This window comes from Bacteroides sp. 214, from assembly GCF_010501015.1.
In the GTDB taxonomy this organism is placed as follows: domain Bacteria; phylum Bacteroidota; class Bacteroidia; order Bacteroidales; family Bacteroidaceae; genus Bacteroides.
On record NZ_QVML01000007.1, the window covers coordinates 115037 to 139276 of the forward strand.

Below are 24240 nucleotides of genomic sequence, written 5' to 3' on the forward strand. Positions count from 1 at the left end.
GGCGAAAGACATGAAAAAAAGAGGCCATCTCACCAATTTTGAGACGGCCTCTTTGTTCTTATAAATGGAAATTACTATTTTATAAATTTATATATATCCCGCTTAGCATTTCCTTCCAGTAACAACACATAGAGCCCAGTAGCATATTTTGATATATTTATACTGTTATGTCCTGTCGATAATTTTACCTGTTCAATAATGTGTCCATTGAGCGAATATACTGTAGCAACTCTCTCTTCTGTAGAGTTTATATTGAGTAGTGTGCGGTTATCACTTGTATATACAGTCGGTTTGTTCCCTTTTGTAGAAATTTCGCTAATGTCAGTTACTAACGAATAGTCTTCCACATAATCAACGATGTTATACGAAGAATGTTGGTTTGCTTTCTTGAAAGTAGGATAATCAAAGTACACCAATGTCTCTGAACCATCAGGATAACGACCATGAGAGGTGTATTCTGTATGTACAGGGTAGGTTACTTCATCTATAATCTCAATTCCGCCATCTTCTTTATCCTTAGATAGATACAATGTACCTCCTGTTTTTGGCAATTTGAAGTTAGTGTGCATAACTCCACGCTCTGGTGCTTTACTACACCACAGTATAGCATATCCATGAGCTGGAACAATGGTAGATCCATTATCATCACTTGGTATTTGCCATAGTTTAAGGTTCGACTCAACATTAGAGAAGTAGTAACCTGCCAAATCAATGGATTCGTCAGAACCATTATAGATCTCAACCCAATCTTCGTATTTGAATGCGTTATCAACAAATATAGCATTAGATGCGCTGATTTCATTGATGAACAGGCCGCTTCTTCTCACTAAGTCTGCCGGTTCATAAACAGCAACTATTCTTGTTGCTTCGGTTAATGATATTTTTAGCTCCGTGGCTGCTTCTGTTTTAGAGAGTTGGTCTCCATTGTAGATTTCCCAACGTGCGAATTTTTTCCAACTATCATAAAGTGGGGCAGTAAGGGTTAATTCTCTGCCTTCGAAGTATTTACCTTCATAAGGAAGGATAGGAATACGTTCGTTGTTGAATGAAATAGATAGATATTCGTGATTGGAAGTAATAGTTAGTTCTGTTGGTGCTCCTAGATTGAAATGAGTTTGGAGATTATCAAATGCAACTTCGTTTAATCCAGTTGCGTTGTTAATCATACTAGCAATTTCACCTTCTGGATTTGATTTGAGACCAGACCATCTGTCATAAGAGTATGGATACTCAGCTTTAATAACAGACCAAGCGTTATACATTTTTGTTGAGATTCTATTAGGGGTATATATAGAAGCTGCGGAAATACATAGAACATCTATATAGCGATTTTTGAAGGTTTCATTTTTTAGCAAATTTACAATAAGCTTAGTGGATAACCGTGAAGAGGAGCTGTTTAGTAGCTCTTTCAGTTTATCTCCTGTCATTGATTTTATTGAATTATCTAAATCATTTAATATCCACCTCCACTTCTCGTCGCTTCTTTTACACAAGAACATTTTTTGATTATTATTTCCCCAATCTTCATTATTTAATAGTATTTCAGTAGCCATGTAGTATAAAAAATTATCAACATCAATCATTTGACTAATAGTATTATATGCTTCCTGATTAGATAAATCATTAGTCTCATAAAAAGATTGAAGCTTGTTATATTCAACGGTATTGCCGCTTTTAGTATATGGAACCCAATTGTGGTCAATTAAGTCTATTTCATTTTTATTACAACCGTAATTTGAATAAATATTGTCATCATTACTACGCTCCCTAATGTTGTATAACCCCCAGTATTTCCCATTTATATATACAACTGTCGGCAAATAGGCTTGATATGCCAATGGAGTTACATTTGCTAAACTCTGGAGAACTGCATCTTTTAAATAACATAGTCCTATATATTGCTGGCCACCTTGTCTTAGCAATATACTCTTAAATCTTCTTCCCGTTTTGTCTTTAAAGAAATCAAAGTCCATCCTTTTTGAACCGTATTTACTTGTTGCTTTAACCTTAAAAGCTTTTTGTTCATGATTTTTAGAGGCATTTCCACTTATTTCATATCCAACAGGACGACTAATATTTATAGTCCCATCTTCATTAATTAATTCAAAATATCCGTATCGCGTCCAATCTCTATTATAATTGGCTATAATCCCCCCAACACCTGATATCCCTTTTTTCCCGATACAATATATCCCAATAGTGTCATTATAAAGATATGCTGTGTCAATCGCCATAAATACAACAGGAAGATCTGGTTTTCTTTCGTTAATCATATACGTAGCTGAAATAGTTAATCCCTCTAGATAATCTTCATGAAAAGCTTTGGCTCTTAATGTTGTTGTTTTCTCAATTACTATTGGTTGAGTATATAAATGTCTACTTTCGTCAGGATTTGTACTATCAAGTGTATAGTATATTTTAGCACCTAAAGTAGCACAAGAGAGTGTTATTTCTACTTTGTCTGAATAGAATCCACTCTTGGTAGAAATGATAGGTGTTTCAACAGGAAAGCTTGCACTTCCAGCTAAATTATTGCTTGAGTTAAGCGTTGTTTTCTTGAGGTATGCCCATTCTCCACTACCATCAATAATTCTACCATAACTTACATCGGTATACTGCTTAGGATAAAAAACTTCATCTAAACGCACTCCAAGGTTATTAGCTATTGAAATGTATCCTCCATCAGAGTCTAAATCCATAGGTTCTGCTTTTGAATCTTCCATTTCTATGTCAAACCAATAACTTACATAACTTTTTGGTGGAATGGGTCTACTGTTATATATACGATATTTTAAGGGCGTGTTTGCATCGTCTGAAAAATATATTTGCTCTCCTTTAAATTCAGAATCAGTGGGATTGTAAAGTTCAATCCATCCTGCGTAATCAAAATATTGTAATTGGGCGGTGTCGGGATAGAAAACACCATCTTTTGCTTTTCTTGGAAAAATGGTTAGATCCTTACTTACATTGCATAAAGAGATCTCGTTAATAAAAAGGTCTCCTGGCTTTTGTGCAAAAATATCTTGCGATTGCAACAAGAAAGTTAAGCAACAACTTCCGATTAATAGTATTTTTTTTCTCATACTGATATGTGTTAAAAGTCAAACGTATATCCTACTCCCAAAATATGTCTGTTTTGTTCACTATCATCTTTGTTGTTTGCCTGATAGCGATAATATACTTCAAAAGCATTCTTTTTGTTAATTTTATATTCAGTTCCTACTGTATATCTTGTTTTATCCAATCCATTGCTTTGCGGGTCATTAAGTGTGTGAAATAATTCGACAGAAGCAAAAGGTTTGAATTTTGTATCTGCTATTTTGTAGCTTACTTGTAAGCGAGAACGCAGAATTTTCTTTGGATTGGCTCTTTTCGCAGTTCTGGAAACTCCTTCTCTATAGGTTTGCTGAAACCTTTCGCGAAGTGATATCGTGAAGTTATCCCATTTATATGAACCTGTGGCATAGAGATTAAAACGGTGTCCGGTTTCCCAGTCACGTTTTTCATGATTAAAACGAATGAGGTTGTAATCTCCACTTATTTTTAAGAAAGAGAAAATCTTATACGATAGCCCTATACCACCTGACCAACGGTCTATCGTTTGTGCATCATCTCTTAGGCGGAAGTCACCTTCGGCATATGCATTCAATCCAGGGAGTATTTTCTTCTCGACTCCGATGCTGGTCCAAATGCCAAAATCATCTTGTGCGTTAGCACATATCGTGCACAACAGCATTACTAATAAAATAATTTTCTTATTCATTTTCGCGAGGGAATTTAATGAGTGTATCTACGGTATTTGTCTCTTCTGATTGTGGTTCGTAATAAATCTTCAGCATGGCACTATCGCGCAGAAAATCTATATATCCCACTTCTATTTTAATTATGGGTAGTCCGGTGCGAGCTGTTAAGTCTGCGTGCAACTCTTTACTTTTCTCTGGTTTTATTAATTCTATTTTATCATATAGAATTAGTTTGCACGCGCGGTGCTTCATCCAACGATTGCTTTCGCATACCCATATACAGATAATGATTATAAGATTGGTGCAAAGTAACTCTATATAGCTTATCTGTACAGCTAGTGCATTGATTACTGAGATAGCAATGATAACAAACAGATAGGTCATTTCGCGAATAGGCACGGACTCGGTTCTATACCTGATAATGCCAAAAATAGCAAACAGACCAAGCGCGAATCCGATTTTCAATTTTACACTACCCAACAAGAATATTAAAAAGAAAACACTGATGCTGATGAGTGTAAATGTAAAATAATAATCTCTCCGTTTGCTTTTGGTATAGTAGAAGAAGTGGATAATTGCTCCTACAACAATCAGGTTAAAAACAAAACGAATAACTAAATGGAGCAATCCCAAGTTATCTATGAGTGGTGCTTCCAGGAAAAAGATGTCTTCAATATCTTCCATTATATAATTTATTTGTAATTTCTTTGAATTCTTTCTATTTCTCTTATTTTGATTTTGAATCGATTTTGCTTTAAACTGGTATCGGTAAGTGCGGAACCAATACAGTATTTACTGATACTAACCGGTGCTATACGCAAGTCTCTCAATATACAAAACATAGGAGAGGGTACATTCCCATCTCGTTTCAGTTCGATGATTGCAATTTCTTCCAATTGATGCCTGTTTCCTGTCAGATGGTTCAAAAAACGAACATGGGTATCTATTGTTAATCTTTCCGTTCTATTTTTATTGACGAGCGTTATTCTATGAAACCGATTCTCAAGGTGATTTACTAGGTGGTGCAATTGGTAAGAAGAGTGGTTGTAAACAAATTGTGCTCCTCCTTCGCTGATAATGTTTTTCGGGTGACTTATTTGTATTCGTTTTTTATTAGTACGCCCCCGGTTATTTTTATGTTTTACCTCAAAATAGCTTGTGTTCGAAGTGAGATAAGTGCGAAATCTAACTTTTTTACGATCCTTCTTCCCATTTTGATGAGAAATATACATTTCTCTGTCAGGAGTATCTAAGTATATAGTATGGTATTCGGGATTTCTATTTGTCTCAATGTCTTGTACAAAATAATCGTTTTCGGCCAATTGCAGAATCAACGGAAGCATTTTGGAAGAAGTAATAAATTTTGTGTCAATTCGGTTCATTAGTCTAATACTATGCATCTCCTCTAAGTGGATAGGGGGAAGTAAAGACAATTCATGACTTAAAAGATTCATTGACGACATGTTGTTTAAATGTTAAAGGTTTTCAGTTGTGTTATATTTTGCAAAAATAGCTATATTATTTGAATTCAGTGTGTTTTGTAAAGAAAATCATGCTTTTAACTTATTTCTCTTCTGAGAATAGCTTTAAGTATTTGGTGCAAGAGCTATAAGTAATTATAACGATATATAGGTGAATATAATCGGATTGTATTAAGAATGTCTATTTGTATATTTTTATTAGTTTCCTTTTTTTTACAGCTTCTACTACCTTACTAAACAAAGGGCTCTTTACCGATTGAAGAATCAAAATATATGTATATGTTTTTATTGCATCTGGATACTCGTGTTTCTTTATGGAGTCTGATAGAATATATCTGACTAATGCAGTGTATCTTTTTATTATATAAGCTTCGGGGTAAAGCCGGATACATTGTATACCGGCATTATAATTAATACCTTATAATTCACAAATTGTTATATTTAATGGCATTTACAGCAGAATACTGCTATAAATGCTGATACTATCCAGATATGTACTTGCCGTATGGAACTTTATTAATGCCCCAAACAATAAAAGCGGAAATAACAAAGCATAATATACTGGTAATTGGTATTCCCACAATTGGGGCAACAAATGCATACGATATACCAATTTTAAAAAGATACCATCGAACTAAAATATGAACCAAGTATATTCCATAGCTATACTTACTAAAGAAAAAAATAGCAGATGTAATTTTTTTGTTTAGAGGTGGAGTGTAGTGTTTGAATAGCATGAAAACGCCAACAGCTGTAAGTATAACGTTGGGGGTTAGGTATTCATAAAATGAATGGATAAATTTATTATTTTGCTTTGTTACAAAAAATGTTCCAATCAGAGTCATTAATGTACCAATTGTTATTAGTGTTAAAGATGTATAGATTGCTTTCTTTCTATTGAAAGTAGTTGTTATTAAATAATAACCAATGATTGGGACACCAATGTATCCTGAAAAATACCTCAATTCAATGTTGGGAATCATTTGGTTTAAGGTGGATAAATTAGAAATGGTAATTATACTCCAGAGAACTATAAAATATAAAATTTCGTTCCTATTACTGTTTTTTATCCATTTATTTATAATAGGGAAAAAGAGATATAATCCTAGAATTAAGTAAATATACCACAGATGGAACGAAGCTCCCTCTTTTATTTGCATGATAAAGAAATGTATAACCCCATTAGTATCTGTGATTTCACTATTTCTTAGCAAAGCAAGCAAAGATTGCATAATATAGATAAAGCTCCAAAAGGCAAAAGGGAGTACAACTCTAGAAAAACGCTTCTTAAAAAACATGGTCATGCTACTATATGTTTGTGGTAATATTAAAGCACCAGTTATTAATAAGAAGAGAGGAACAGAAAAACGTGTGGACCCATCGTATATGTTTCCAACCCACCAATCAAAGTTAGAGATATCACCATATTGGTCTAATAGAGGTGCAGAAACATGTAAAACAATGACACAAAATGTTGCCAATACTCTTAAACAATCAATCCACTTTTTTTTTTCTTTCATCATATTGTTTGTTATGTTACTGCATCCTATGATTAACTAGTATTCCACCCGCATTAACACCGGATTATGGTCACTTCCCAAGTCGATTTTTGTTGAATAGTAATCAATTCCGTTAAACGATGGTGAGTGGAAGATATAGTCAATGCGCATTAGTCCCTTGAAATAGCGATATGTACCTGCATAACCACGTCCGCTCGTCTGGAATCCATCCTTTAAATCTCCTCTCATTTTTCGGTAAATGTATGTAGAGGGGATGGAGTTAAAGTCACCACACACCAAAACCGGATACGGACTTTCTTTAATTAATCTATCTATAGTTTCGGCTTGATAAGCCCGCATTATTTCATTTGTTTGTACAAGATTGCCTGCATTAGTAGCAAACTCCATATCTGTGTCAATGCTGTTCGAGCCCTTGTAGTATTTTTCATATTGACGCCTGCTTTGATTGAGATTGGTGGTTTGCAGGTGATTGTTAAACACACGTATTGTTTTGCCTTCCACAGAAATATCGCACCACATACTGGCGTTGGGAGTATTGGGGTATGTAATTAACTTGTGGTCAAGAATTGGATATCTACTGTATATAGCCAATGGAAGTATGTTTTGCTTTTCTGATTTGGGGATTACACGATAAGGCCAAGAAGCAAGAATTGTTTTGTTGACACTATCAAAAGGAAAATCATTAAAAGTGGCAAACTCCTGGAAGCAGATAATGTCTACTTGATTCTCTGCCATAAAAAAGGATGTCATTCTTAAATTGGATGTACTCTTTCCAAATCGGCCGGTATTGAAAGTCGCAATATTTAAGGTGCGTTCGCTACTTGGTAACTCTCTTTCTCTGTAGGGATTTTGAACCATTGAACCAATAAATCCCCAGTTAAAAACAACAGCAACAAGAGGTACCCATACCCAACAGCGAAAACGGATAGCCCAGTAAACAACAAGTAATAGACACACTGCCACTAAAGCAGGAAGCCCTAAACTCAATAAAGACATAAAACTGGAGTCTGCGGGAGATACTTTTGAGGCAAACGCGCCAATAATAGCAAATAGGGCAATAAGAATTGTTGCTATTATAGAGAGCCTATAAAGAAGTTTCATTGAAAAAAACGTTAATGTTAAAATATAATGTGTTATTTAGCTGCTCGCTTGGCTTTCTCCCAAGCTCCACTGCTTTTATTATTTCTTCGCTTGTACAGATATCTAAATCCTTTAATAACGTTTATGTTCATAAACAGGAAGTAGTACGGAATAAAGAGCAATTTATTCTTAATTTGTTTGGTAGAAAGATAATATCCCCATAGTCCCATAATATAGAACAAAACCTGCAAAACCAGCAATGTCCCATAGACAAAAGGAGCAGCACCCATGCACAACAAAACAATATTCAGCGGAAGTAACAGGAAGAGTAGGATAGGGGTAATAGACCATCGAAGCACGCGATGTGATACATATTGAAAACTCAACGTACCATAACGGAAGATATTTAATAACGGGCGTAAACGCCAGATAGACTGTAAACCTCCGGCGGCAATACGTACTTTGCGCTTTTCTTCCTCCACCATATCAGCCGAACCACTTTCCACAGCATAAGCATTCTTACAATAAGCTATGATATAACCATTCATGGTCATTCGCATGGAAAGGATAAAGTCGTCGAGTAGTGTATCGGTTTCCATTTCTTCGAACAGCTCTTTACGAACAGCAAACAATTCTCCGGCTGCTCCTACTGCCGAATAGAGACGTGAATCTAAACTCTTCAGCGTTGATTCGTATTTCCAATAAATACCCTCACCACCGGCGGCGGCTCCATCTTTACTCTGTACGGCTATTCGTTTCTCTCCGGCTACACAACCTACTTTTGGATTCATAAATGCAAGTACTATTTCTCGGATTGCTTCTTTGTTGAGCATGGTGTTGGCATCTGTAAAGGCAACGAGTGGTGTCTCAACAAAACTCATCCCACGGGTCATGGCAGCAGTCTTTCCTCTGCGCTCAGGACTGAAGTAGACGGTTGCTTGCGGCCAGTTATTTTTTAATCGATCATTTGTGCCGTCATTACTTCCGTCGGTAGTCCAAACTATATGTAGCTTATCGGCAGGATAATCAAGCTCAATACAGTTCTGCATCTTCTCATCAACAACATCTTCTTCGTTGAATGCGGTGATAAAGAGCGTAACGTCAGGAAGATTATCGTCATCCGGCAATTTGTATACAGTAGCTTTACGAAAAGCTTCTTTGATTTTCACTAACAGGTAAAGAACTATTCCATATCCGATATATGTATAGAATACAATGAATATGCTTACCCAAAAGAGAATGATAAGTGCTGTCATTATTTATTCTTAATTAGGTTAGAATCCTCGTCTTCGTAGTTGCTTTTCTTAGAGAATAACCCGGTGAAACCTTTGATTCCTTTTATAAAACGAACTTTGAAGCTGTTAAAAAGGGAACCGTCGGCATTTAGTGTTCCATTGCTGGTAAGAGCTCTTGCTTTACGTGTGGTGAGTAACTTTAGTTTGCCATGCGGTTTTAACCCTAAAGCCAATGACCCATCTTCTCCGCGTATAATATCCGTGCGAAACCCAATTTTTCGTCCCAATTCAGTGTTGAAACTGAATACCATTCCGCGGACACATAGTTCTGGCCGTTTTATGGCTTGAATTTGTAAATGAATATCTCGCAAAGCTTCGAATACCCACAGCCCAAATTTAGAATAATTCTCGGTTGGAATAAAACTCCATAAGCCAAATACGCATACAACACCAGGTTTCATCAAAGCTTTTATATGTGTTTCAATATAATATGGAGGGTACATCGTATCTGAGTCGATACAGATATGGTATTTTCCTCTTGCTTCATTTAATCCTCGTTGGCGGGCATGTCCCGGGCCTTTTTTTGATTCGTTAAAGTACGTAACTCCCAGAAGGTTTAATATTTCTTCTGTTTTGTCTGTAGAGTTGTTGTTTACAACTAATATCTCGATAGGGTATTGACAAATATTCTCTGCAAGAGACCAGAGGCAACTTGTGATTCTGCTTTCTTCATTGTGTGCTATTAAAATGACAGATGCAATAGGATCTTCTGATTTTTTTTCATCGAGTTTTTTGTGTACATGATTGATTGTACTTTCAGGTATATTTGAAAATGGTTTTTCAAATATAGATAGATAATTTGTGTACCAATTCATAGTTAATTTCTTTTTGAAAGTAATGAATTAAATAATTCTTCCCATTTTTTTGCTATATTCTCTATTTTGTATTTCTCAGCATCCAATCTAGCTTGTGCTCCCATGTTTCTACGAATGTCATCATGCTCAATCAGATAACAAATTTTTTTCGCAAGTTCTTCTATATTTCCGTCCTCAACAAGTATTCCATTGTTATTATTATTGATAATGTAGCGTGGGCCTGTAGGGCAGGAAAAAGAAACAGGAGGAACACCACATGCCATTGCTTCAATTAGCACCAACCCAAATCCTTCAAATCTTGATGAAAGTGCAAAAATAGAACTTTCAATGTATTTGTCAGAAATGTTACTTACGGCATCTTCGAGTAGGCAACTATCTGCAATACCCAAGCGGTCTACTTGTTTTTGATAGGCTGATTTATCCCCTCCACCGTAAATCTTTAATATCCAAGAAGGATGTTTATCATTAACCAATCTCCAAGCTTCAATAAGCCTGTCGAATCCTTTCTCCCACAAAAAACGTCCTACGGCAATGACCTGTTTGTTTTCAGTTGTCGATTTTTTAGAGGGGAAAAAAGACAAGGGATTGTTTATGGCGCATATATTAGAAATTCCTGTCCACTTAGGGATGTCATCTTCAGTAAGTACAACGAACATTGAAAGTTGCTGTAGCTTACTTGTTAGCTGCTTAATCCAGTATTTAGAAATGAGCTTCTTAATACTGTTACTGCCACTTTCTTGCGATACAGCCCTAAAATTTTCTCTATTGATATGAGCCTCTCCTACTTTTATGCTTCCATCTTTAATAGAATTAATAAAATTGATTTCTCTTCTCAGCATTGAGACAGTAATATCAGGCTTTATACTGAATAGTGTTTTTTTAAGTTCCCGTTTGAAAGTTCGTTGTTTCTTGAAATACAATAGATTTTTTTTGTGGAAAGGCTGATCCCATAGTTCATTATAATTGATTCCAAGATTAACTATGTTTATCTTTGGCGATAATGGGTAATATGGCGCTTTCTCTTTCTCGTCAGTAAGGATTAGTGTTATTTCATAATGCAACACATCGGCAAAATAGTTTGCCTTGACTGTTAAAACACGCTCCATACCACCAGGTATGTAAAGTGAGGGTAAGCAATAGGCTATTTTAATTTTCTTTTTCATGCTTAAATAGTTTATCTAGCACTTTTTGCATTTGATTTTTCCATGACAAATCTATTATGGAATCGCGTATTTCTGCAGGATTCCAATTACTACTCTCATAAAAAGTGATGAGCTCTTCAATGTTTATCGCCTCTTCATTAGCCGGTTCTTTTAAAACATATGAACGGTTATCAAAATCACTATCCATTTCGGAGTAGATAAATGGAATGCCACGCGCAGCATACTCTCTGTTTTTAAGTGTTTTAATGTCGGTGATTCCACTTCGGTGCCTTCCGAGGCTTCCAATTCCTAAATCAGCTTTTTCAAATTGTTCATTAAGGGCTTCGCCATGAAGAGCACCGTGGAAAATTATATATTCTTCAATACTATAAGCTTGAATAATTTCTCTAAACTCCATACCATGTTTCTCACCTGTATTTCCAATTAAGTGGAAATATACTTTGTATGGCCTTTCTGTTTTGTAATATTCTCCAAGCCCTTTGAGCACACGATCAAAACCATGCCAATAATGTATTTCAGCAACTCCAATTAAATTAAGAACCGATGTTGTATCATTGATTTGGCGTTTAATCGGAATTTGAGAAAAATCTATTCCATTAGATATACGTATCGTTTCTTTACCCCAAATATGTGTGTTGGATGAAAAAGTTATTATATAATCGGTATGACTAACGAGTTGTTTCCTAAATGTCTTGTCAATAAATAAATTGGCTCTTTCTGAAAAAGGAAAACCATTATATTCTTGGTCGTAAGGATAGGTTGGAATCTCCAAAACTAATTTGCAACCAGTTTCTTGGATATCCTTATATAAGGCAATAGTAAAAGGATTAGCGTTGTGGTCATGTCGAGCATATACCAATGAAATGTTATTTTTAACGATATAAGAAACAATACTAGCAAAGTCTGTTCGTTTCAGAATTTTTGATTTGAATCCTACACCATAATCGCTAATTGGCTCTTTATCTATCCAGCGTACTTTATGGCCTTCTGTATCGGTAAAATAGCACAAGTGCATTTCAACGCCACATTCTTTGAATGCTTGTATTTGGTAATGTATTTTTTTACTGATACCATTGTGTTCTTCAAATCCATGATATATAAGGAAAAGTGCTTTCATCTTGTTACTTGCTGGTTAGTTCTTCAAACAAATTTGTCCAATTTTTCATAATTACATCCGGAGAATACCTCTTGATGTTTTCTTTGGCTCTTATTCCCATTCCTTTTCTTTCTTCGTTATGTGTTATCATATAGAGAATGTTGTCTGCTAATTGTTCTATGTTGCCATTTTTAACAATCAGTCCATCAACTTTATCTTTGATAATATCCGAAGGCCCATGTGGACAATCAAATGAAACACATGGCACACCACAAGCCATAGCTTCTGCAAGCACCATACCAAATCCTTCGAACCTTGAACTCATAACATAGATAGAACTTTCCAAGTACTTGTCTACAATGTTCTTTACAGGGTTTGCCAATATGAAAGAAGATTCGAGACCTTTAGCTTTTACTGAGCGAGAAAACTGGTCATGCAGCACTCCACTTCCATATATAGTTAGTACCCACTCAGGTTCTTTTTTATGTACTATTTCCCAAGCGTCAATCAACATGTCATATCCTTTTTGTTCATCAAGCCTACCTACGCTTATTATTTTTTTATTTTCGCATGCGCTACTTTCTTCCGGATAAAAAGGGAGTGAATTGGCTATTACATGTGGCGTTTTAACTCCAATCCAACTTTTAGCATCTCTATTGGTCAGCACTACTAACGCATCAAAGCTTTTTATTGCTTTTTCGAGCTTGTATGTCCAAATTCTACCTATGATATAATATAGTCCCTTTGTTTGAAGCATTAGATGAATATTTCTAATATAAGGTTTTGCAATATGCGCTTCCGCAACTTTTTTACTTCCATCTTTTAGTTTGTATAGAAAATCAATGTCGCGACTTATTGTTGTAATAACAATGTCTAATTTTAACTCAAAAAGCAGCTTTGTGAGCTTTTTTTTGTATTCGCGCAACAATTTCATATAAATGAAAGAACGTTTCAATAAAGAGTGCCCATATTGCTTGTTGAAATCTACGCCTAAATCTACATGAATAACTTTAGAAGACAAGGGGAAGTATAAAGGTTTATTGTTTTGATGAGCAGTAATTAGATATACATCATAGCCACATTTCTCAGCAAGATAATTCGCTTTTTCAGTAATGACACGATCAGCTCCACCAACAGTATCAAGAGCAGGGTATAGGTATGCTATTTTCATATAATACGCATTTAATAATACAAATATACATTGTTTTTTGATATAAAGTTGTTTACCTACTTCTAAAAGTTAACAGTTAGTAGGTTTTCGTTATGTGTTGACGGAAATTTTCAACAAAAGAATCGCAGAAAAGAGTAACTTGGTTATCTTTGCAAAAAAATAGAGCACAATGAGTAAATCCAGATTGCAAAAGAGTTTGCTAAATGCAAAAGTGAATTTGTTTTTTTATATGCTGACTTTGTTTGTCTCTTTCTTTTCCAGGAAAATATTTCTGGACTGTTTAGGAGATGATTTTATAGGACTTACAGGAACACTAAATAACATCCTTAGTTTGTTAAATTTAGCGGAACTTGGTATTGCTTATTGTATTTGTTTCTTTCTTTATAAACCTTTACAAGAGAACAATCATGAAGAAATAAATGAAATTATTTCTCTTTTTGGTTATATATATAGGAAAATAGGATTTGCTCTTATAATTTGTGGAGGCGTTTTGAGTTTTTTCTTTCCGTTGATGTTTGGCAATTCTAATGTAGGTATTGGCATCGTCTATTTTGCTTTCTTTTCTTTTTTAGGCTCCTCATTAATAACTTATTTTATTAACTATCGTCAGGTTTTACTTACAGCTGATCAAAAAAACTACATTGTTTCTGCTTACTTTCAAACAGGCGCACTTGTTAAAACTATTATACAGATATTATTGGCCTATTATTACAAAAATTTATATTTGTGGGTTGCGATAGAATTTGTATTTTCAATAGTCACTTGTATTATTCTGAATAAAAAGATAAATCAAGAGTACCCATGGTTAACAACAAATTTAAATAACGGGAAGTCATTATTGAAAAAATACCCCGAAGTCTTCAAAAAAACAAAACAGTTTTTTATGCACAAGATGAAAGATTTTGTGCTGAACCGTAGCGATGAAATTTGGGTGTTTGCATTTGTTTCTCTGAAAATGGTTGCGTATTATGGTAATTATACAATGATTGTAAATAAAGTAATAACCTTGATAAATATTGCTTTTGATGGTGTTGGAGCTGGTGTTGGGAATTTGATAGCTGAAGATAACAAACAAAACACGATGAAGGTTTTCTGGGAGCTGATAGCATTACGCTATTTTATAACCGGTACAGTAGCTGCGCTGCTTTATTTTTTTATGGAACCATTTATCTCAATTTGGTTAGGAGATAAATATATCATGAGTAACTTAATTCTATGTATTCTTATTTTTAATTTATTTATCTCTTTGACATCAAGAATGGTTGAGATATTTGTACATGCACATGGGTTGTATGCTGACACTTGGGCTGCGTGGGCTGAAACAATCTTGAATATTGCAATAACGGTAATTGTTGCAAGTCAATATGGAATAATTGGAATACTATTAGGTAAAGCCTGCAGTATGACATTGATAGCTGTTTTCTGGAAACCATATTATTTGTTTAAGTCAGGTTTTAGATTACCCGTTTGGTCTTATTGGAAAGGTGTTGCTCCTCATTATATTGCATTTGTTGTGTGCTTGGTGATTTTTATACCAATAAAAAACATGTTAATTGATATTCATGCAGAATCATTGTGGAGTATGGCGGTAAAAGCAATAATTATTCTTATGCCATTTACCGGGCTCTATTTTTTTATACTTCTAAAAACAACTATTGGAATGAAATATGCAATCAACCGTATCCCGTTAGTTGCTAAGTTAAGAAGTAAAAAATAGTTTTATAGTTCTAGCTCCTTAAATATGTTTTTAGCGTAATTGTCTTTGTTGAATAACAGAGCTCTTTGCTTTGCATGAATAGACATTTTTTCTTGTTTATCTTTATCTGAGTAAAGTAACAGAATACTTTGTGCTAGCTTTTCTATCATTGTCTCGTCTTTTTCTATAATGATAGCGCATTCTTCATCAACAGCTTCTGGAATCCCACCTGAGCGTGTAACTATTAAGGGAAGTCCAACAGCCATATCCTCAATAGAGGAGAGTGTTAAAGCGTCTTCGCATATTGAAGGTATAACACCAATGTCACACAAACTTAAAATAGCAGGAATACTTTCGTAGGGTAGATGTCCTGTAAAGACAACTCTGTTGCCTAAATTACTCACTAAAGATTTTATTTCTTGCGTGTATTCATTCTCTGATGAATTTCCATAATTGGATCCGCCTACAATAAGTAATTTTATTTTCTCTTGGTTTAGTAATAGGAAAGATTGCAAAAGTTCCTTTACTCCTTTTATGGGGTCTAATCTGCCTGTATATACCAGAACAAAATCATCATTGTCAAAACCAAAATCTTTCCTGCTATAAACAGGATTTATGTTTTTAAAACGATCAATGTCAATACCATTATAAACCACATGTACTTTATCGTTTGTGGTATCAATTGTATCAACACGCTTTTTTATATATCCTGAAACAGTGAGGATTTTAGTTGATTTGGACAGAATATCATTTGCATTTATAGTCTGCGCATCTAGAGTATCGTTGTGTAAGTGCAATACAATAGGAATATTTGTTATAGTTGATGCCATCAAAACAAAGTTGGCCCTATTCTCAATCAAGAGGATGTCATTTTTTTTGCAACTAATTTTTTTAAGTGCCTGATAAGCATAATAGTCGAGATAGTGATTGTAATAGTTTTTAGAAGTTGTTTTAGAATAAATAAACCGTTTTATCTTTGAACGTAGTGAATTTTGGTTGAATAACTCAAAGTGACAATATTTGTATTTATTTAGGAGTGACTTCGTTATTTTAGCATCATAAATGCCATAAATAGTTATGTCATGTTGGAGGTGCTGTTCGTTGTAATCGAGCAAGCACTCTGTGAGCATTTCAACTGCTCCACCTCTAACAGTCGGTACTGGTAGAACTCCCGGGGTTAATATTGCAATATTCATATTGAAAACTGGGTGCTATTTTATTCTTTTGTCTATCTTTTTAGAGATCCAATGGTATGGAAGAATAAGTCTAAATAAATTAATTACACTAATATCTTTTATGTAATTCTTTTTAATACAAAGTTTAAGCAAGGCACGCTTTTCGGGAAATGTAGTTAGGCAAATATTATAAATAAAAGCATTTAACGTTATTTTTATGTGCTTATAGATAATATTACTAATAGATTTTTCTTTGTTTACTGCAAACAACCTTAACTCATCAAATACAGTAAAGTAGCCAGTTACGTTTTTCCACGAAACATTTAATGTCATAGTTGACCCTAACCGTATTCTTCGTTTAAAAAAATCTTTGTCTATGTAACCCACTCGTGTGGCATTTGTATATAACAAAACTGTAAATAATTGGTCCTCATGAATAATACCGGGATAAAATAAAAGATTTATTTGCCGGAGATAAGAAGTACGTATTAAATTGAGGTAGGGTGGAATCTTGAATTGCCAGGTGTCAATTAGAAAATTCATAACTTCTAATCCACCATATACGCGATCTTTTAAACTATGGTGGTGATAGTCCATTTGAAAAGAAGACCCTTGATGTTCATTGATAACCTCTGCGTTAAAGAATACAAAGTCAAGATTATCTTTTTCACATTTGTTATAGCATTCTTCTAGCGTGTTTAAGTCCAAAAAGTCATCGCTGTCCATAAAATAGAGATACTTCCCGGTTGCTTGCGCTATACCTGTGTTTCGCGCTACCGATTGCCCTTGATTTAGTTGGTTGTAGATTTGTATCCTATTATCATCTTTCGCTAGCATCTGAATAATAGCCAAGCTGTCATCTGTAGAGCCATCGTTTATAATTATAATTTCAAGTTCTAGGAGAGATTGCTTCATTACACATTCAACAGCTTGCCTAACATATTCTTGCGTGTTATATACAGGAATAATGACACTTACTTTTGGTTGTATTGACTGCTGCATTTAACTATTTATATAATATGGTTAAACTTTTAGGTTAGAGTAGATGTTTAATAGAGATTCTGCACTTTTTCTCCAAGAAAACTCCTTAGCACGAGATAATCCATAGGCAACATACTGCTCATATTTTTCATTGTTAGTTTCAAGCATTAATAGCTTTTCTGCAATTTCTTCCGGTTTATATGGATCAACAAGAAGAGCCCCTTCTCCTGCAACTTCAGGCATGGCTGATGTGTTGCCCGCTATGATTGGTGTACCACATGCCATCGCTTCAATCATTGGTATCCCAAAACTTTCTCGTAAAGAGGGGTACAAAAAAGCAAATGAGCCATTGTAAATGGCAACCAAATCGGTATTAGCAATATAACCTGGATAATGGAGGAAAGATTTAATCTCTTCAATATTCTCTTCCTTTAAGATTGTATCTATAAAATCTTCTTTAAGGTCGGCTATCAATAACGGACGCTTCTTTTCAGATGATTTTAAGTATATGCTATAGGCTTTTAAAACACGAGGAGAGTTCTTTTTGGGGTCGGTATTGCCCAGAAAGAATAAAAAGTCATCATCAGGAATATATTTTTTAGTAATCTCAGGTTGTTTCTCTTGCTGTTTAAAATGTGTATTGTAACCATTGTAAACACTAACAACTTGCTCTTTTGAGAGATTCAATGATGAACAAATTCTATTTCTTTCAAAATTAGAAACAGTTATAATTGTTTTGCATTTTGGGAGAATTTTAGGTACAACCAACTTACGGTAATACCAGCCCATTTCCTGATAAAAAGATTTACTGCTTGATTGCCTTTTCTCTAGAAAAATAATATCGTGTAGTGTCAAAATTAGAGGGACAGGTGTATGAATAGGTGCTGTATTGCTAGTGCAATGCAACAAATCCAAATTAAGTTTTTTAATGGCATTTGGTAAACTTATTTGCTCCCATACCGGATAACTATAACTTTTCAATTCTACAATATGGAAATTTTTCGTCTCATTCAAACAACGGTCTTCGCCTGGTGCAACAAAAATATAGTATTCGTTTGTTTTATCTATATTTTGTAATTCACGTATTGTCTCTAAAGCAACGAAATCCATTCCATGCTTATTTCTTCGAAATATTCTTTGAGCCTCAATTCCTATTTTCATAAAGCAATTCTATTGGTTCTTATTTGGTAGTACAATAAACGCATAGATGCCTTTGATTGTTGCACTAATTAGTTTAAACTTACCTTTAATTAAATTTATCAGGATACTCTTTATTGGTGGGATTGTAACTTGGTACAAAACTGCTAGCCATTTCTGAACACCTTCAAGATTTCTCCACGCATATAATAATCGATTCCGAGTTAAATAAAATGTGCGCAAAGGACTTTCTTGTCCTGTACTTTGGCTCTCTTTGTGAAAGACAGTCCAATCAGGTATATACCGCAATTGATAACCTGCTTTTGTAAATTGTCTACTCCAATCTAATTCTTCGTAGTAAAGAAAAAATATTTCAGGCATCATTCCAACTCTATCAATAGCTTCACGTTTTATCATCATAGCTGCGCCATGTAGATAAGGAGTTGTGCATGGATGATTGAAGTCGGCTATATCCGGTTGTCCAAATCCTATTAAACTATTTCTTAAGGTAATATTGGATAAGGGAGTGTAGCCTGCAAATTGAATGTTTTGTGGAGGAAATGCAAATCTTATTTTAGGTGAAACTCCCGCGATAAGAGAGCTTTTTTCTAAGCAATCTATTAGAAAGATTATTTTATCATCTTCAATATAGGTGTCATTGTTTATGAAAAAAATATACTTTCCTTTAGCTTCATGTATTCCTATATTATTACCTCCGGAGAACCCAAGGTTCTTTTCGCTTCGTATTGTTATGATATTTGGGAAAAGTTCCTTTATTTTAATTGATTCATCTACAATCGAAGCGTTATCAACAACAATAATTTCAAAGACAATGGATTTAATACAACTTTGTAAAGATTGAATTAATTCACATGTATCTTTGAAACCATTGTAGTTTACTGTAATAAATGATATTACTGGTCTATCCATTATACAGTTAAGCTATACTTCTTTTCCTCTGCATCTTCATTGCCTTCAATCAATGCTTTATCATTCTTCTCTATATGAGGCGCTGCAAAGCAAAGTGCAAATCCGGTATAAAGAATAATCATATTAGGATATTGCATTACGTCATTTGCATATGCAGCAACAAAGAATCCAAAGTTTACAGATAGCCAAGTTGCTATGACTCTTCTTAATCGTTTATTTGTAACTTTGAACATTAATAGCCAAGAACACCAAACAAAGAGTAATCCGTGAATAATAATGTATAAGCTTAATCCAAAAGTGCCTGTGTCTGTCCAAACATTTACGAGCCATGAGTCTGGTGGAAGAGGCATAGACTTGTCTGGATTATACCTTCCGGATTGCCCTCCGAGCCCTAATCCATACCCCATTGGCATATCAGCCATGTATTCTTTCATTGCCTCGCGGTTATCCAAACGAACTTGAAATGAAGGGTCTCCTTGCGGAGTGAAAGCAGAACGCATTTTACGAATATATTGGTTGCTTTCTCCAACAGTAGTATATTTAAAGAAAGAAAATATCGCAACTAATACGAACAAACTCATAAAGAAGAGTTTCCAATTCTTAGACTGCAATACAAAATAGAGAAGCCCTGCTAGTGGAACAGCCATTGCTGTGCGTGTTCCAGATATAAACATTCCATATATAGCAGCCATGGCTACAATAGAAAAATAAATTCTTAACCATCTCTTTTCAACAAAAAAGAGGGACACACCAAATGTAAAGGCTGCCATTGCCATATGAACGCCAAAATTGGCGGCATCTGTAAAGAATGAAAAATATCGAATCCCAGACCATATAATATGAGTTCTTGCAGCTCCATACTCATAAAGGAAAGCTAATTCTCTAGCATTAAATCCATGACTTTTTTGCCAATACCCCTTAAAAGATGCTATAAGAACAAATATAGACCATAATATTAATAACCACTCAATACTTTTATATTTGCGAATAGTGATTGGAACCAATATGGCACATAATGCAGGGTAAACATAATAATAGGTTATCGCTACATTCCAAGCTTGCTGTACAGTATTAGGGTTTCCTAACTCTGCAACACAATATAGCCCCCAAATACTAAAAAGTCCCAGCATTCCATTCCAACTGTTTTTCCATGAGGTATTTCGATATACGCCAATCAAAATAAGCAACATCATCGCCACAATATTAAATACGAGAGTAACAGCACCAATCATTACTGCAGTGTAAGTACTTAGTAATAAGATTATAAAATGCGAGATAAATAACGCATAAAATATTCTTCTGTAATAAAGTATTGTGAAAATGAATACAACAAATGAAATGGGTAAAACTGCAAGTGCTACGGTATTTGTTATATTACCAGATGAAACAAACTTATATATTAGGAATAATCCGAAGATTACTCCTAATATAGTAATAATTTGTCCCTCTTTGGATGTATTTAGAGGAATGAGATTTTTAGAAAAAGCTTCTTTTTTACTCATGTTCTTCTCTTGAAATCACAGAATCCCTGTCTAAATGTTCGGTTAACCCTAATTGCGACAAACGATATCCTAACTTTCTGAAATAAGTTTCAGGAGGAAGCATACCTGTAAAGCTTTCAGTTGCCTCCATCGAAGCTTTATTCAGATAGAAATAGATTGGGGTATTAGTTTGCTGTTCCAATTTTTCTAAAACCAATTTGTCTGCACCCTTCCATGCACGGTCAGCACGTGCTACCATTAAGTTTAAGTTGGCTTCATCTAACAACTTACCAGAGATATTGTATTCCTTAAGATTAGGATATTCAACAATAAGAATATCTTCTTCTTTGGCAGGGTAGATGTCATGAATTGATTTTGCTAATAAATACTTAGGATCATTTACGTCAAAATCAGCATCCCAAGACACTCTACGCACTTTCATGCCAAGGCTATTCCAATATTCTTCCAAATTTGTACTTAAGTACGATTTTCCATCGCCTGACTCTGTGCTTAGAAAGTTTACAATATAAGGAGTATTCTCTTTCTTATTAGTAAAAAATCCTAAAACAATATTACTAAGGAATTTAGTTCCGATAGAAATATATTCACTATTATAATTTTTATATTTAACTTTTGTTCTTCCTGGGAATGCTCCAAGTACTTTTAAACCAGTAATACGTTCTGCACGAATTCGATCACGTAAAGTATGGTCTAATATCTCAACAAGCAAGAAGAAGCCCAGGATAAATAAGAATGCAGCAACAAAAGCAATGATTACAATTCTTGATCTACCAGTTGGCTCAGCAGAAATAGGAAACGCTGGAGGATTAAGTACTTTTAATGTAGCAGATGTCATCTCGAGGTTCTTCTTTCTCATTAAAGCAGCTTGATAACTTTCTAGCGTTGTCAAATAATTACGCTCAGTAAAACTGATTTGTCTTTCTTTTCGTTTGATTGTAGAACCAACTGGGGCATAAAAGACATACTTGTCATTTAGATCTTGACGACTTTTTTGAATAATCAAGAGGTCAGACTTTGCTTTTTCAAAAACTAGTAATTGTTCAAGCCATTGTTCTACAATATTTGTTCTTGAAATACCTTCTTTTGTATATTGATTCTCTACATATCTATCAGAAACTTGCGCTAGTTCTTCTTTTGCTATTTCTAATTTCTTTCTGTAGTCTGCAAGTTGTTCTGTTTCTCCATCACCAGCAAATGATTCTATTTCAGAAATCTTACTTGTAAGTACAGATACATTGTTCAAACTATTAACAAATTGAGAATTTGTTTTCAAACTTTCAATATTAATATTCATTTGACGTTCTAGCTCATCCAATAATGCTCTAGATCCATTATATGCCATTAAAGCACTTTGCTCACTTAGTTCAAATGTAGCATTGATTGAAGCTATCTCTTTGGTCTCATCATAGTAATTAATAACACGCTTCTCAATATTATAACGAGTCAATGAATCTTCTGCTAAGCGCAACTCATGTCCAACTCTATCTAACTCAGCCCTGAAGAATTCAATAACTTTGTCTGTTTCTCCATAGCGTATTGCATTATATTCATTGACAAATTCTTCCATTAAAATAGCTATAGTGTTATAGGCTATACCTGGGTCATTAGCAGTGTAAGAAACCTCCAATAAATCGCTATTCCCTTTTCTGCTTATTTTGATGGACTTTAACGATTGATAACTATAGTGTCTATGATTCCAGTAAAACAAACCATATATATAGTTATCCCATACAGGCTCTTCGTAGCTTAACATATTCTCAACAGTTCTTTCCTCACTATTTTTGTCTATTAATGCTAGAAGGGCTTTCCCATCTTTACTGTTCTTTGTGTGATTGTAAATATCCCTAAAGCTATTGGCTGTAAGGTATCTGTTATCTTTTTCTAAATTACCATTAATCATATTACGTGCATATAGTCTATATGATACATGCTTAAGCGTATTTTCTGACTTCATGATATTAACCAAATTGTCAATGGCATTGTTGGTTGCCGCCCAATCTAATCCAGAGTTTCCTTCAATAGTATAACCAGAAATTATTCCGGTATATACTGTTGCTTCAACCCTATATGCCCGTCCTAGATTTTTAGTGGCATAAATAACCGCTAATGTTATAATGCATGTTCCTAGTAGTAACCACCAGCGAATTCTATATAAAAATCGACAGAAATAAAGTATATAATCCATAATTGTATTGTTTAATCGTAATTACTATTTGTTTATAATGGGGGTATTTGTTAGTATTTCCAACATCATAATGCTTTTTGTGAGTAAAGACTTACTCCCTTCGTACCTTTCAATAGTTAAAGATTGTTTTTCTTTTTCTAAAGCTAGGGCGTCAGAGCCCGTGAGTCCATTAGCGAAATTGCGTTCGGTATGACGATATTGAATGTTTGCAAGAACTACTGCCTCTGCCCTGATTTTTACTATTGTTAGTTGAGACTGTGCTGATAGGTATAAATCTAGAATTTCTTGCTTTAATGCTTGATATTGAATTTCACGCTGAAGCTCTGTCATTTTCAATGTTAACTTTTGGCGTTTTATGCGAGGCCCATAATCAAAAAAATCGCTCAAAGGTATAGAAAGTCCAGCGCCAATAGTATAACCTGTTTGTTCGTTTTCAGTATACGAATACACAATCGGTTGATAAACATCGCTAAATGTAGCATCATTTTGGAAATTACCCCATTGCCAACTAGCTCTTATGCTAAACCAACTTAGAAAATGTCTTTTTTCTTTCGCTAATAGACTTTTCTCAACTAAGACTTGAACCTCTGCCAATTCATAAGCAGGTGCTGTCTTTGCATTCTCAAATAAAACATCCAATGGGGGTAGTGATAAACTAGAATAATACGTAGCTTCCGCATCGACCGGAATTTGCGTACCACCTATTTCCTGTGCCCTCAAAGAGGAATGGCCCCCGCATACTAGCAGAAGCACCAAAATTAACCACAATTTGTTGTACATTCGATTCATATATATTGTAATTATTATGTTACATAATGCAAATATAAATATAAAAATCATACAACAAAGGATAGAATGCGTTTTTTTTCTGTTTTAATTGAAAATTTGAAACATTTTCTACCCTTTGAGCAGAATTTTGGGCAAAAGTAGCTCTTTTTGTTGTCTTATGAAAATTTTATATTTATTTATTATGCACAAATTAATGTCAACATCGCTACTAAACCGCAAAAGAGAAAAAGCAGATGAAGAGAGTACTAAAGAAAAAATGAGCCAATGCTTGGCAAAACTAAAAGCAGTCTATCGTGATTCTTCTGTTAAAATCACCAAAAACTATATATATAATTTCTTTTTTTAGCCTCTTTTCGAGAGAGGTTAACCTCTTCCAAAAAAGCTCAAAAAACGAAACTTTAAAGGAAACAAAGCGGGCGCCCGGGCGCGTTCTTATTATATTAGGAGGAAAAAAATGCCGAAAAAGAACCTCTTTTAACCT

Annotated in this window: 19 protein-coding genes; 1 reads left to right on the forward strand and 18 read right to left on the reverse strand. The window is 34.5% G+C overall.

Translation table 11 applies throughout. The features are described 5' to 3' along the window. Positions 1-74 precede the first annotated feature (74 nt). The 11 genes from D0T50_RS07470 to D0T50_RS07520 all read right to left on the reverse strand — a co-directional run bounded on the left by D0T50_RS07470 (position 75) and on the right by D0T50_RS07520 (position 13364). Positions 75-3083 carry a CotH kinase family protein gene (locus D0T50_RS07470; RefSeq protein ID WP_163222894.1) on the reverse strand — a complete coding sequence of 1003 codons (3009 nt, stop codon included), beginning with the start codon at positions 3081-3083 and terminating at the stop codon, positions 75-77. A gap of 11 nt (positions 3084-3094) precedes the next feature. After that, positions 3095-3763, reverse strand: coding sequence for a DUF2490 domain-containing protein (locus D0T50_RS07475; RefSeq protein WP_163222895.1), 669 nt, complete (start codon positions 3761-3763; stop codon positions 3095-3097). Then, entirely contained in the window at positions 3756-4427 is a 672-nt protein-coding gene (locus D0T50_RS07480; RefSeq protein WP_163222896.1) for a DUF4956 domain-containing protein, read from the reverse strand. The genes D0T50_RS07475 and D0T50_RS07480 overlap by 8 nt, the downstream gene beginning before the upstream one ends. An 8-nt stretch (positions 4428-4435) precedes the next feature. Beyond that, positions 4436-5197 (reverse strand): polyphosphate polymerase domain-containing protein, encoded by a 762-nt coding sequence (locus D0T50_RS07485; RefSeq protein WP_163222897.1) that lies wholly within the window; start codon positions 5195-5197, stop codon positions 4436-4438. A gap of 509 nt (positions 5198-5706) precedes the next feature. Then, on the reverse strand, positions 5707-6747 hold the full coding sequence (locus D0T50_RS07490; protein ID WP_163222898.1) for an acyltransferase: 1041 nt from the start codon (positions 6745-6747) through the stop codon (positions 5707-5709). A gap of 33 nt (positions 6748-6780) precedes the next feature. Then, entirely contained in the window at positions 6781-7845 is a 1065-nt protein-coding gene (locus D0T50_RS07495; RefSeq protein ID WP_163222899.1) for an endonuclease/exonuclease/phosphatase family protein, read from the reverse strand. 32 nt (positions 7846-7877) lie between these two features. Beyond that, complete coding sequence (locus tag D0T50_RS07500) at positions 7878-9080, reverse strand: glycosyltransferase family 2 protein (protein WP_163222900.1); 1203 nt, start codon at positions 9078-9080, stop codon at positions 7878-7880. Beyond that, entirely contained in the window at positions 9080-9934 is an 855-nt protein-coding gene (locus D0T50_RS07505) for a glycosyltransferase family A protein (RefSeq protein ID WP_163222901.1), read from the reverse strand. Before D0T50_RS07505 ends, D0T50_RS07500 begins: the two co-directional genes overlap by 1 nt. A 2-nt stretch (positions 9935-9936) precedes the next feature. Further along, positions 9937-11097, reverse strand: coding sequence for a glycosyltransferase family 4 protein (locus D0T50_RS07510; protein ID WP_163222902.1), 1161 nt, complete (start codon positions 11095-11097; stop codon positions 9937-9939). After that, complete coding sequence (locus D0T50_RS07515; RefSeq protein WP_163222903.1) at positions 11081-12214, reverse strand: glycosyltransferase family 4 protein; 1134 nt, start codon at positions 12212-12214, stop codon at positions 11081-11083. Before D0T50_RS07515 ends, D0T50_RS07510 begins: the two co-directional genes overlap by 17 nt. Before the next feature lie 4 nt (positions 12215-12218). Beyond that, positions 12219-13364, reverse strand: a complete 1146-nt coding sequence (locus tag D0T50_RS07520) for a glycosyltransferase family 4 protein (protein WP_163222904.1) — start codon at positions 13362-13364, stop codon at positions 12219-12221. A 169-nt stretch (positions 13365-13533) separates the two neighbouring features. Between D0T50_RS07520 and D0T50_RS07525 the strand changes: the two genes are divergently transcribed. Continuing rightward, the gene (locus D0T50_RS07525; RefSeq protein ID WP_163222905.1) at positions 13534-15081 is read left to right on the forward strand and encodes a lipopolysaccharide biosynthesis protein; all 1548 of its coding nucleotides are present in this window, start codon (positions 13534-13536) and stop codon (positions 15079-15081) included. A gap of 2 nt (positions 15082-15083) precedes the next feature. Here the strand turns inward: D0T50_RS07525 and D0T50_RS07530 are convergent, their stop codons facing one another. Genes D0T50_RS07530 through D0T50_RS07560 form a run of 7 tightly spaced genes read right to left on the reverse strand, consistent with a single transcriptional unit; the run spans position 15084 to position 23759 of the window. Then, positions 15084-16256, reverse strand: a complete 1173-nt coding sequence (locus D0T50_RS07530; RefSeq protein ID WP_163222906.1) for a glycosyltransferase family 4 protein — start codon at positions 16254-16256, stop codon at positions 15084-15086. Positions 16257-16271: 15 nt separating this feature from the next. Next, on the reverse strand, positions 16272-17237 hold the full coding sequence (locus D0T50_RS07535) for a glycosyltransferase (RefSeq protein WP_163222907.1): 966 nt from the start codon (positions 17235-17237) through the stop codon (positions 16272-16274). 21 nt (positions 17238-17258) lie between these two features. Continuing rightward, on the reverse strand, positions 17259-18377 hold the full coding sequence (locus tag D0T50_RS07540) for a glycosyltransferase family 1 protein (protein ID WP_163222908.1): 1119 nt from the start codon (positions 18375-18377) through the stop codon (positions 17259-17261). Between the two features lie 9 nt (positions 18378-18386). Continuing rightward, entirely contained in the window at positions 18387-19283 is an 897-nt protein-coding gene (locus tag D0T50_RS07545) for a glycosyltransferase family 2 protein (RefSeq protein ID WP_163222909.1), read from the reverse strand. Continuing rightward, positions 19283-20785 carry an O-antigen ligase gene (locus D0T50_RS07550; RefSeq protein WP_163222910.1) on the reverse strand — a complete coding sequence of 501 codons (1503 nt, stop codon included), beginning with the start codon at positions 20783-20785 and terminating at the stop codon, positions 19283-19285. Before D0T50_RS07550 ends, D0T50_RS07545 begins: the two co-directional genes overlap by 1 nt. Beyond that, entirely contained in the window at positions 20778-22970 is a 2193-nt protein-coding gene (locus tag D0T50_RS07555) for a hypothetical protein (protein WP_163222911.1), read from the reverse strand. The genes D0T50_RS07550 and D0T50_RS07555 overlap by 8 nt, the downstream gene beginning before the upstream one ends. 24 nt (positions 22971-22994) lie before the next feature. After that, positions 22995-23759, reverse strand: coding sequence for a TolC family protein (locus D0T50_RS07560; protein ID WP_239058230.1), 765 nt, complete (start codon positions 23757-23759; stop codon positions 22995-22997). Positions 23760-24240 lie beyond the last annotated feature (481 nt).

Coding starts and splice junctions, on each gene's coding strand:
- D0T50_RS07535 (WP_163222907.1), bottom strand. CDS start 17,237: ATGCAGCAGTCAATACAACCAAAAGTAAGTGTCATTATTCCTGTATAT.
- D0T50_RS07480 (WP_163222896.1), bottom strand. CDS start 4,427: ATGGAAGATATTGAAGACATCTTTTTCCTGGAAGCACCACTCATAGAT.
- D0T50_RS07545 (WP_163222909.1), bottom strand. CDS start 19,283: ATGGATAGACCAGTAATATCATTTATTACAGTAAACTACAATGGTTTC.
- D0T50_RS07525 (WP_163222905.1), top strand. CDS start 13,534: ATGAGTAAATCCAGATTGCAAAAGAGTTTGCTAAATGCAAAAGTGAAT.
- D0T50_RS07500 (WP_163222900.1), bottom strand. CDS start 9,080: ATGACAGCACTTATCATTCTCTTTTGGGTAAGCATATTCATTGTATTC.
- D0T50_RS07555 (WP_163222911.1), bottom strand. CDS start 22,970: ATGGATTATATACTTTATTTCTGTCGATTTTTATATAGAATTCGCTGG.
- D0T50_RS07530 (WP_163222906.1), bottom strand. CDS start 16,256: ATGAATATTGCAATATTAACCCCGGGAGTTCTACCAGTACCGACTGTT.
- D0T50_RS07560 (WP_239058230.1), bottom strand. CDS start 23,759: ATGAATCGAATGTACAACAAATTGTGGTTAATTTTGGTGCTTCTGCTA.
- D0T50_RS07470 (WP_163222894.1), bottom strand. CDS start 3,083: ATGAGAAAAAAAATACTATTAATCGGAAGTTGTTGCTTAACTTTCTTG.
- D0T50_RS07510 (WP_163222902.1), bottom strand. CDS start 11,097: ATGAAAAAGAAAATTAAAATAGCCTATTGCTTACCCTCACTTTACATA.
- D0T50_RS07540 (WP_163222908.1), bottom strand. CDS start 18,377: ATGAAAATAGGAATTGAGGCTCAAAGAATATTTCGAAGAAATAAGCAT.
- D0T50_RS07485 (WP_163222897.1), bottom strand. CDS start 5,197: ATGAATCTTTTAAGTCATGAATTGTCTTTACTTCCCCCTATCCACTTA.
- D0T50_RS07550 (WP_163222910.1), bottom strand. CDS start 20,785: ATGAGTAAAAAAGAAGCTTTTTCTAAAAATCTCATTCCTCTAAATACA.
- D0T50_RS07475 (WP_163222895.1), bottom strand. CDS start 3,763: ATGAATAAGAAAATTATTTTATTAGTAATGCTGTTGTGCACGATATGT.
- D0T50_RS07495 (WP_163222899.1), bottom strand. CDS start 7,845: ATGAAACTTCTTTATAGGCTCTCTATAATAGCAACAATTCTTATTGCC.
- D0T50_RS07515 (WP_163222903.1), bottom strand. CDS start 12,214: ATGAAAGCACTTTTCCTTATATATCATGGATTTGAAGAACACAATGGT.
- D0T50_RS07520 (WP_163222904.1), bottom strand. CDS start 13,364: ATGAAAATAGCATACCTATACCCTGCTCTTGATACTGTTGGTGGAGCT.
- D0T50_RS07490 (WP_163222898.1), bottom strand. CDS start 6,747: ATGATGAAAGAAAAAAAAAAGTGGATTGATTGTTTAAGAGTATTGGCA.
- D0T50_RS07505 (WP_163222901.1), bottom strand. CDS start 9,934: ATGAATTGGTACACAAATTATCTATCTATATTTGAAAAACCATTTTCA.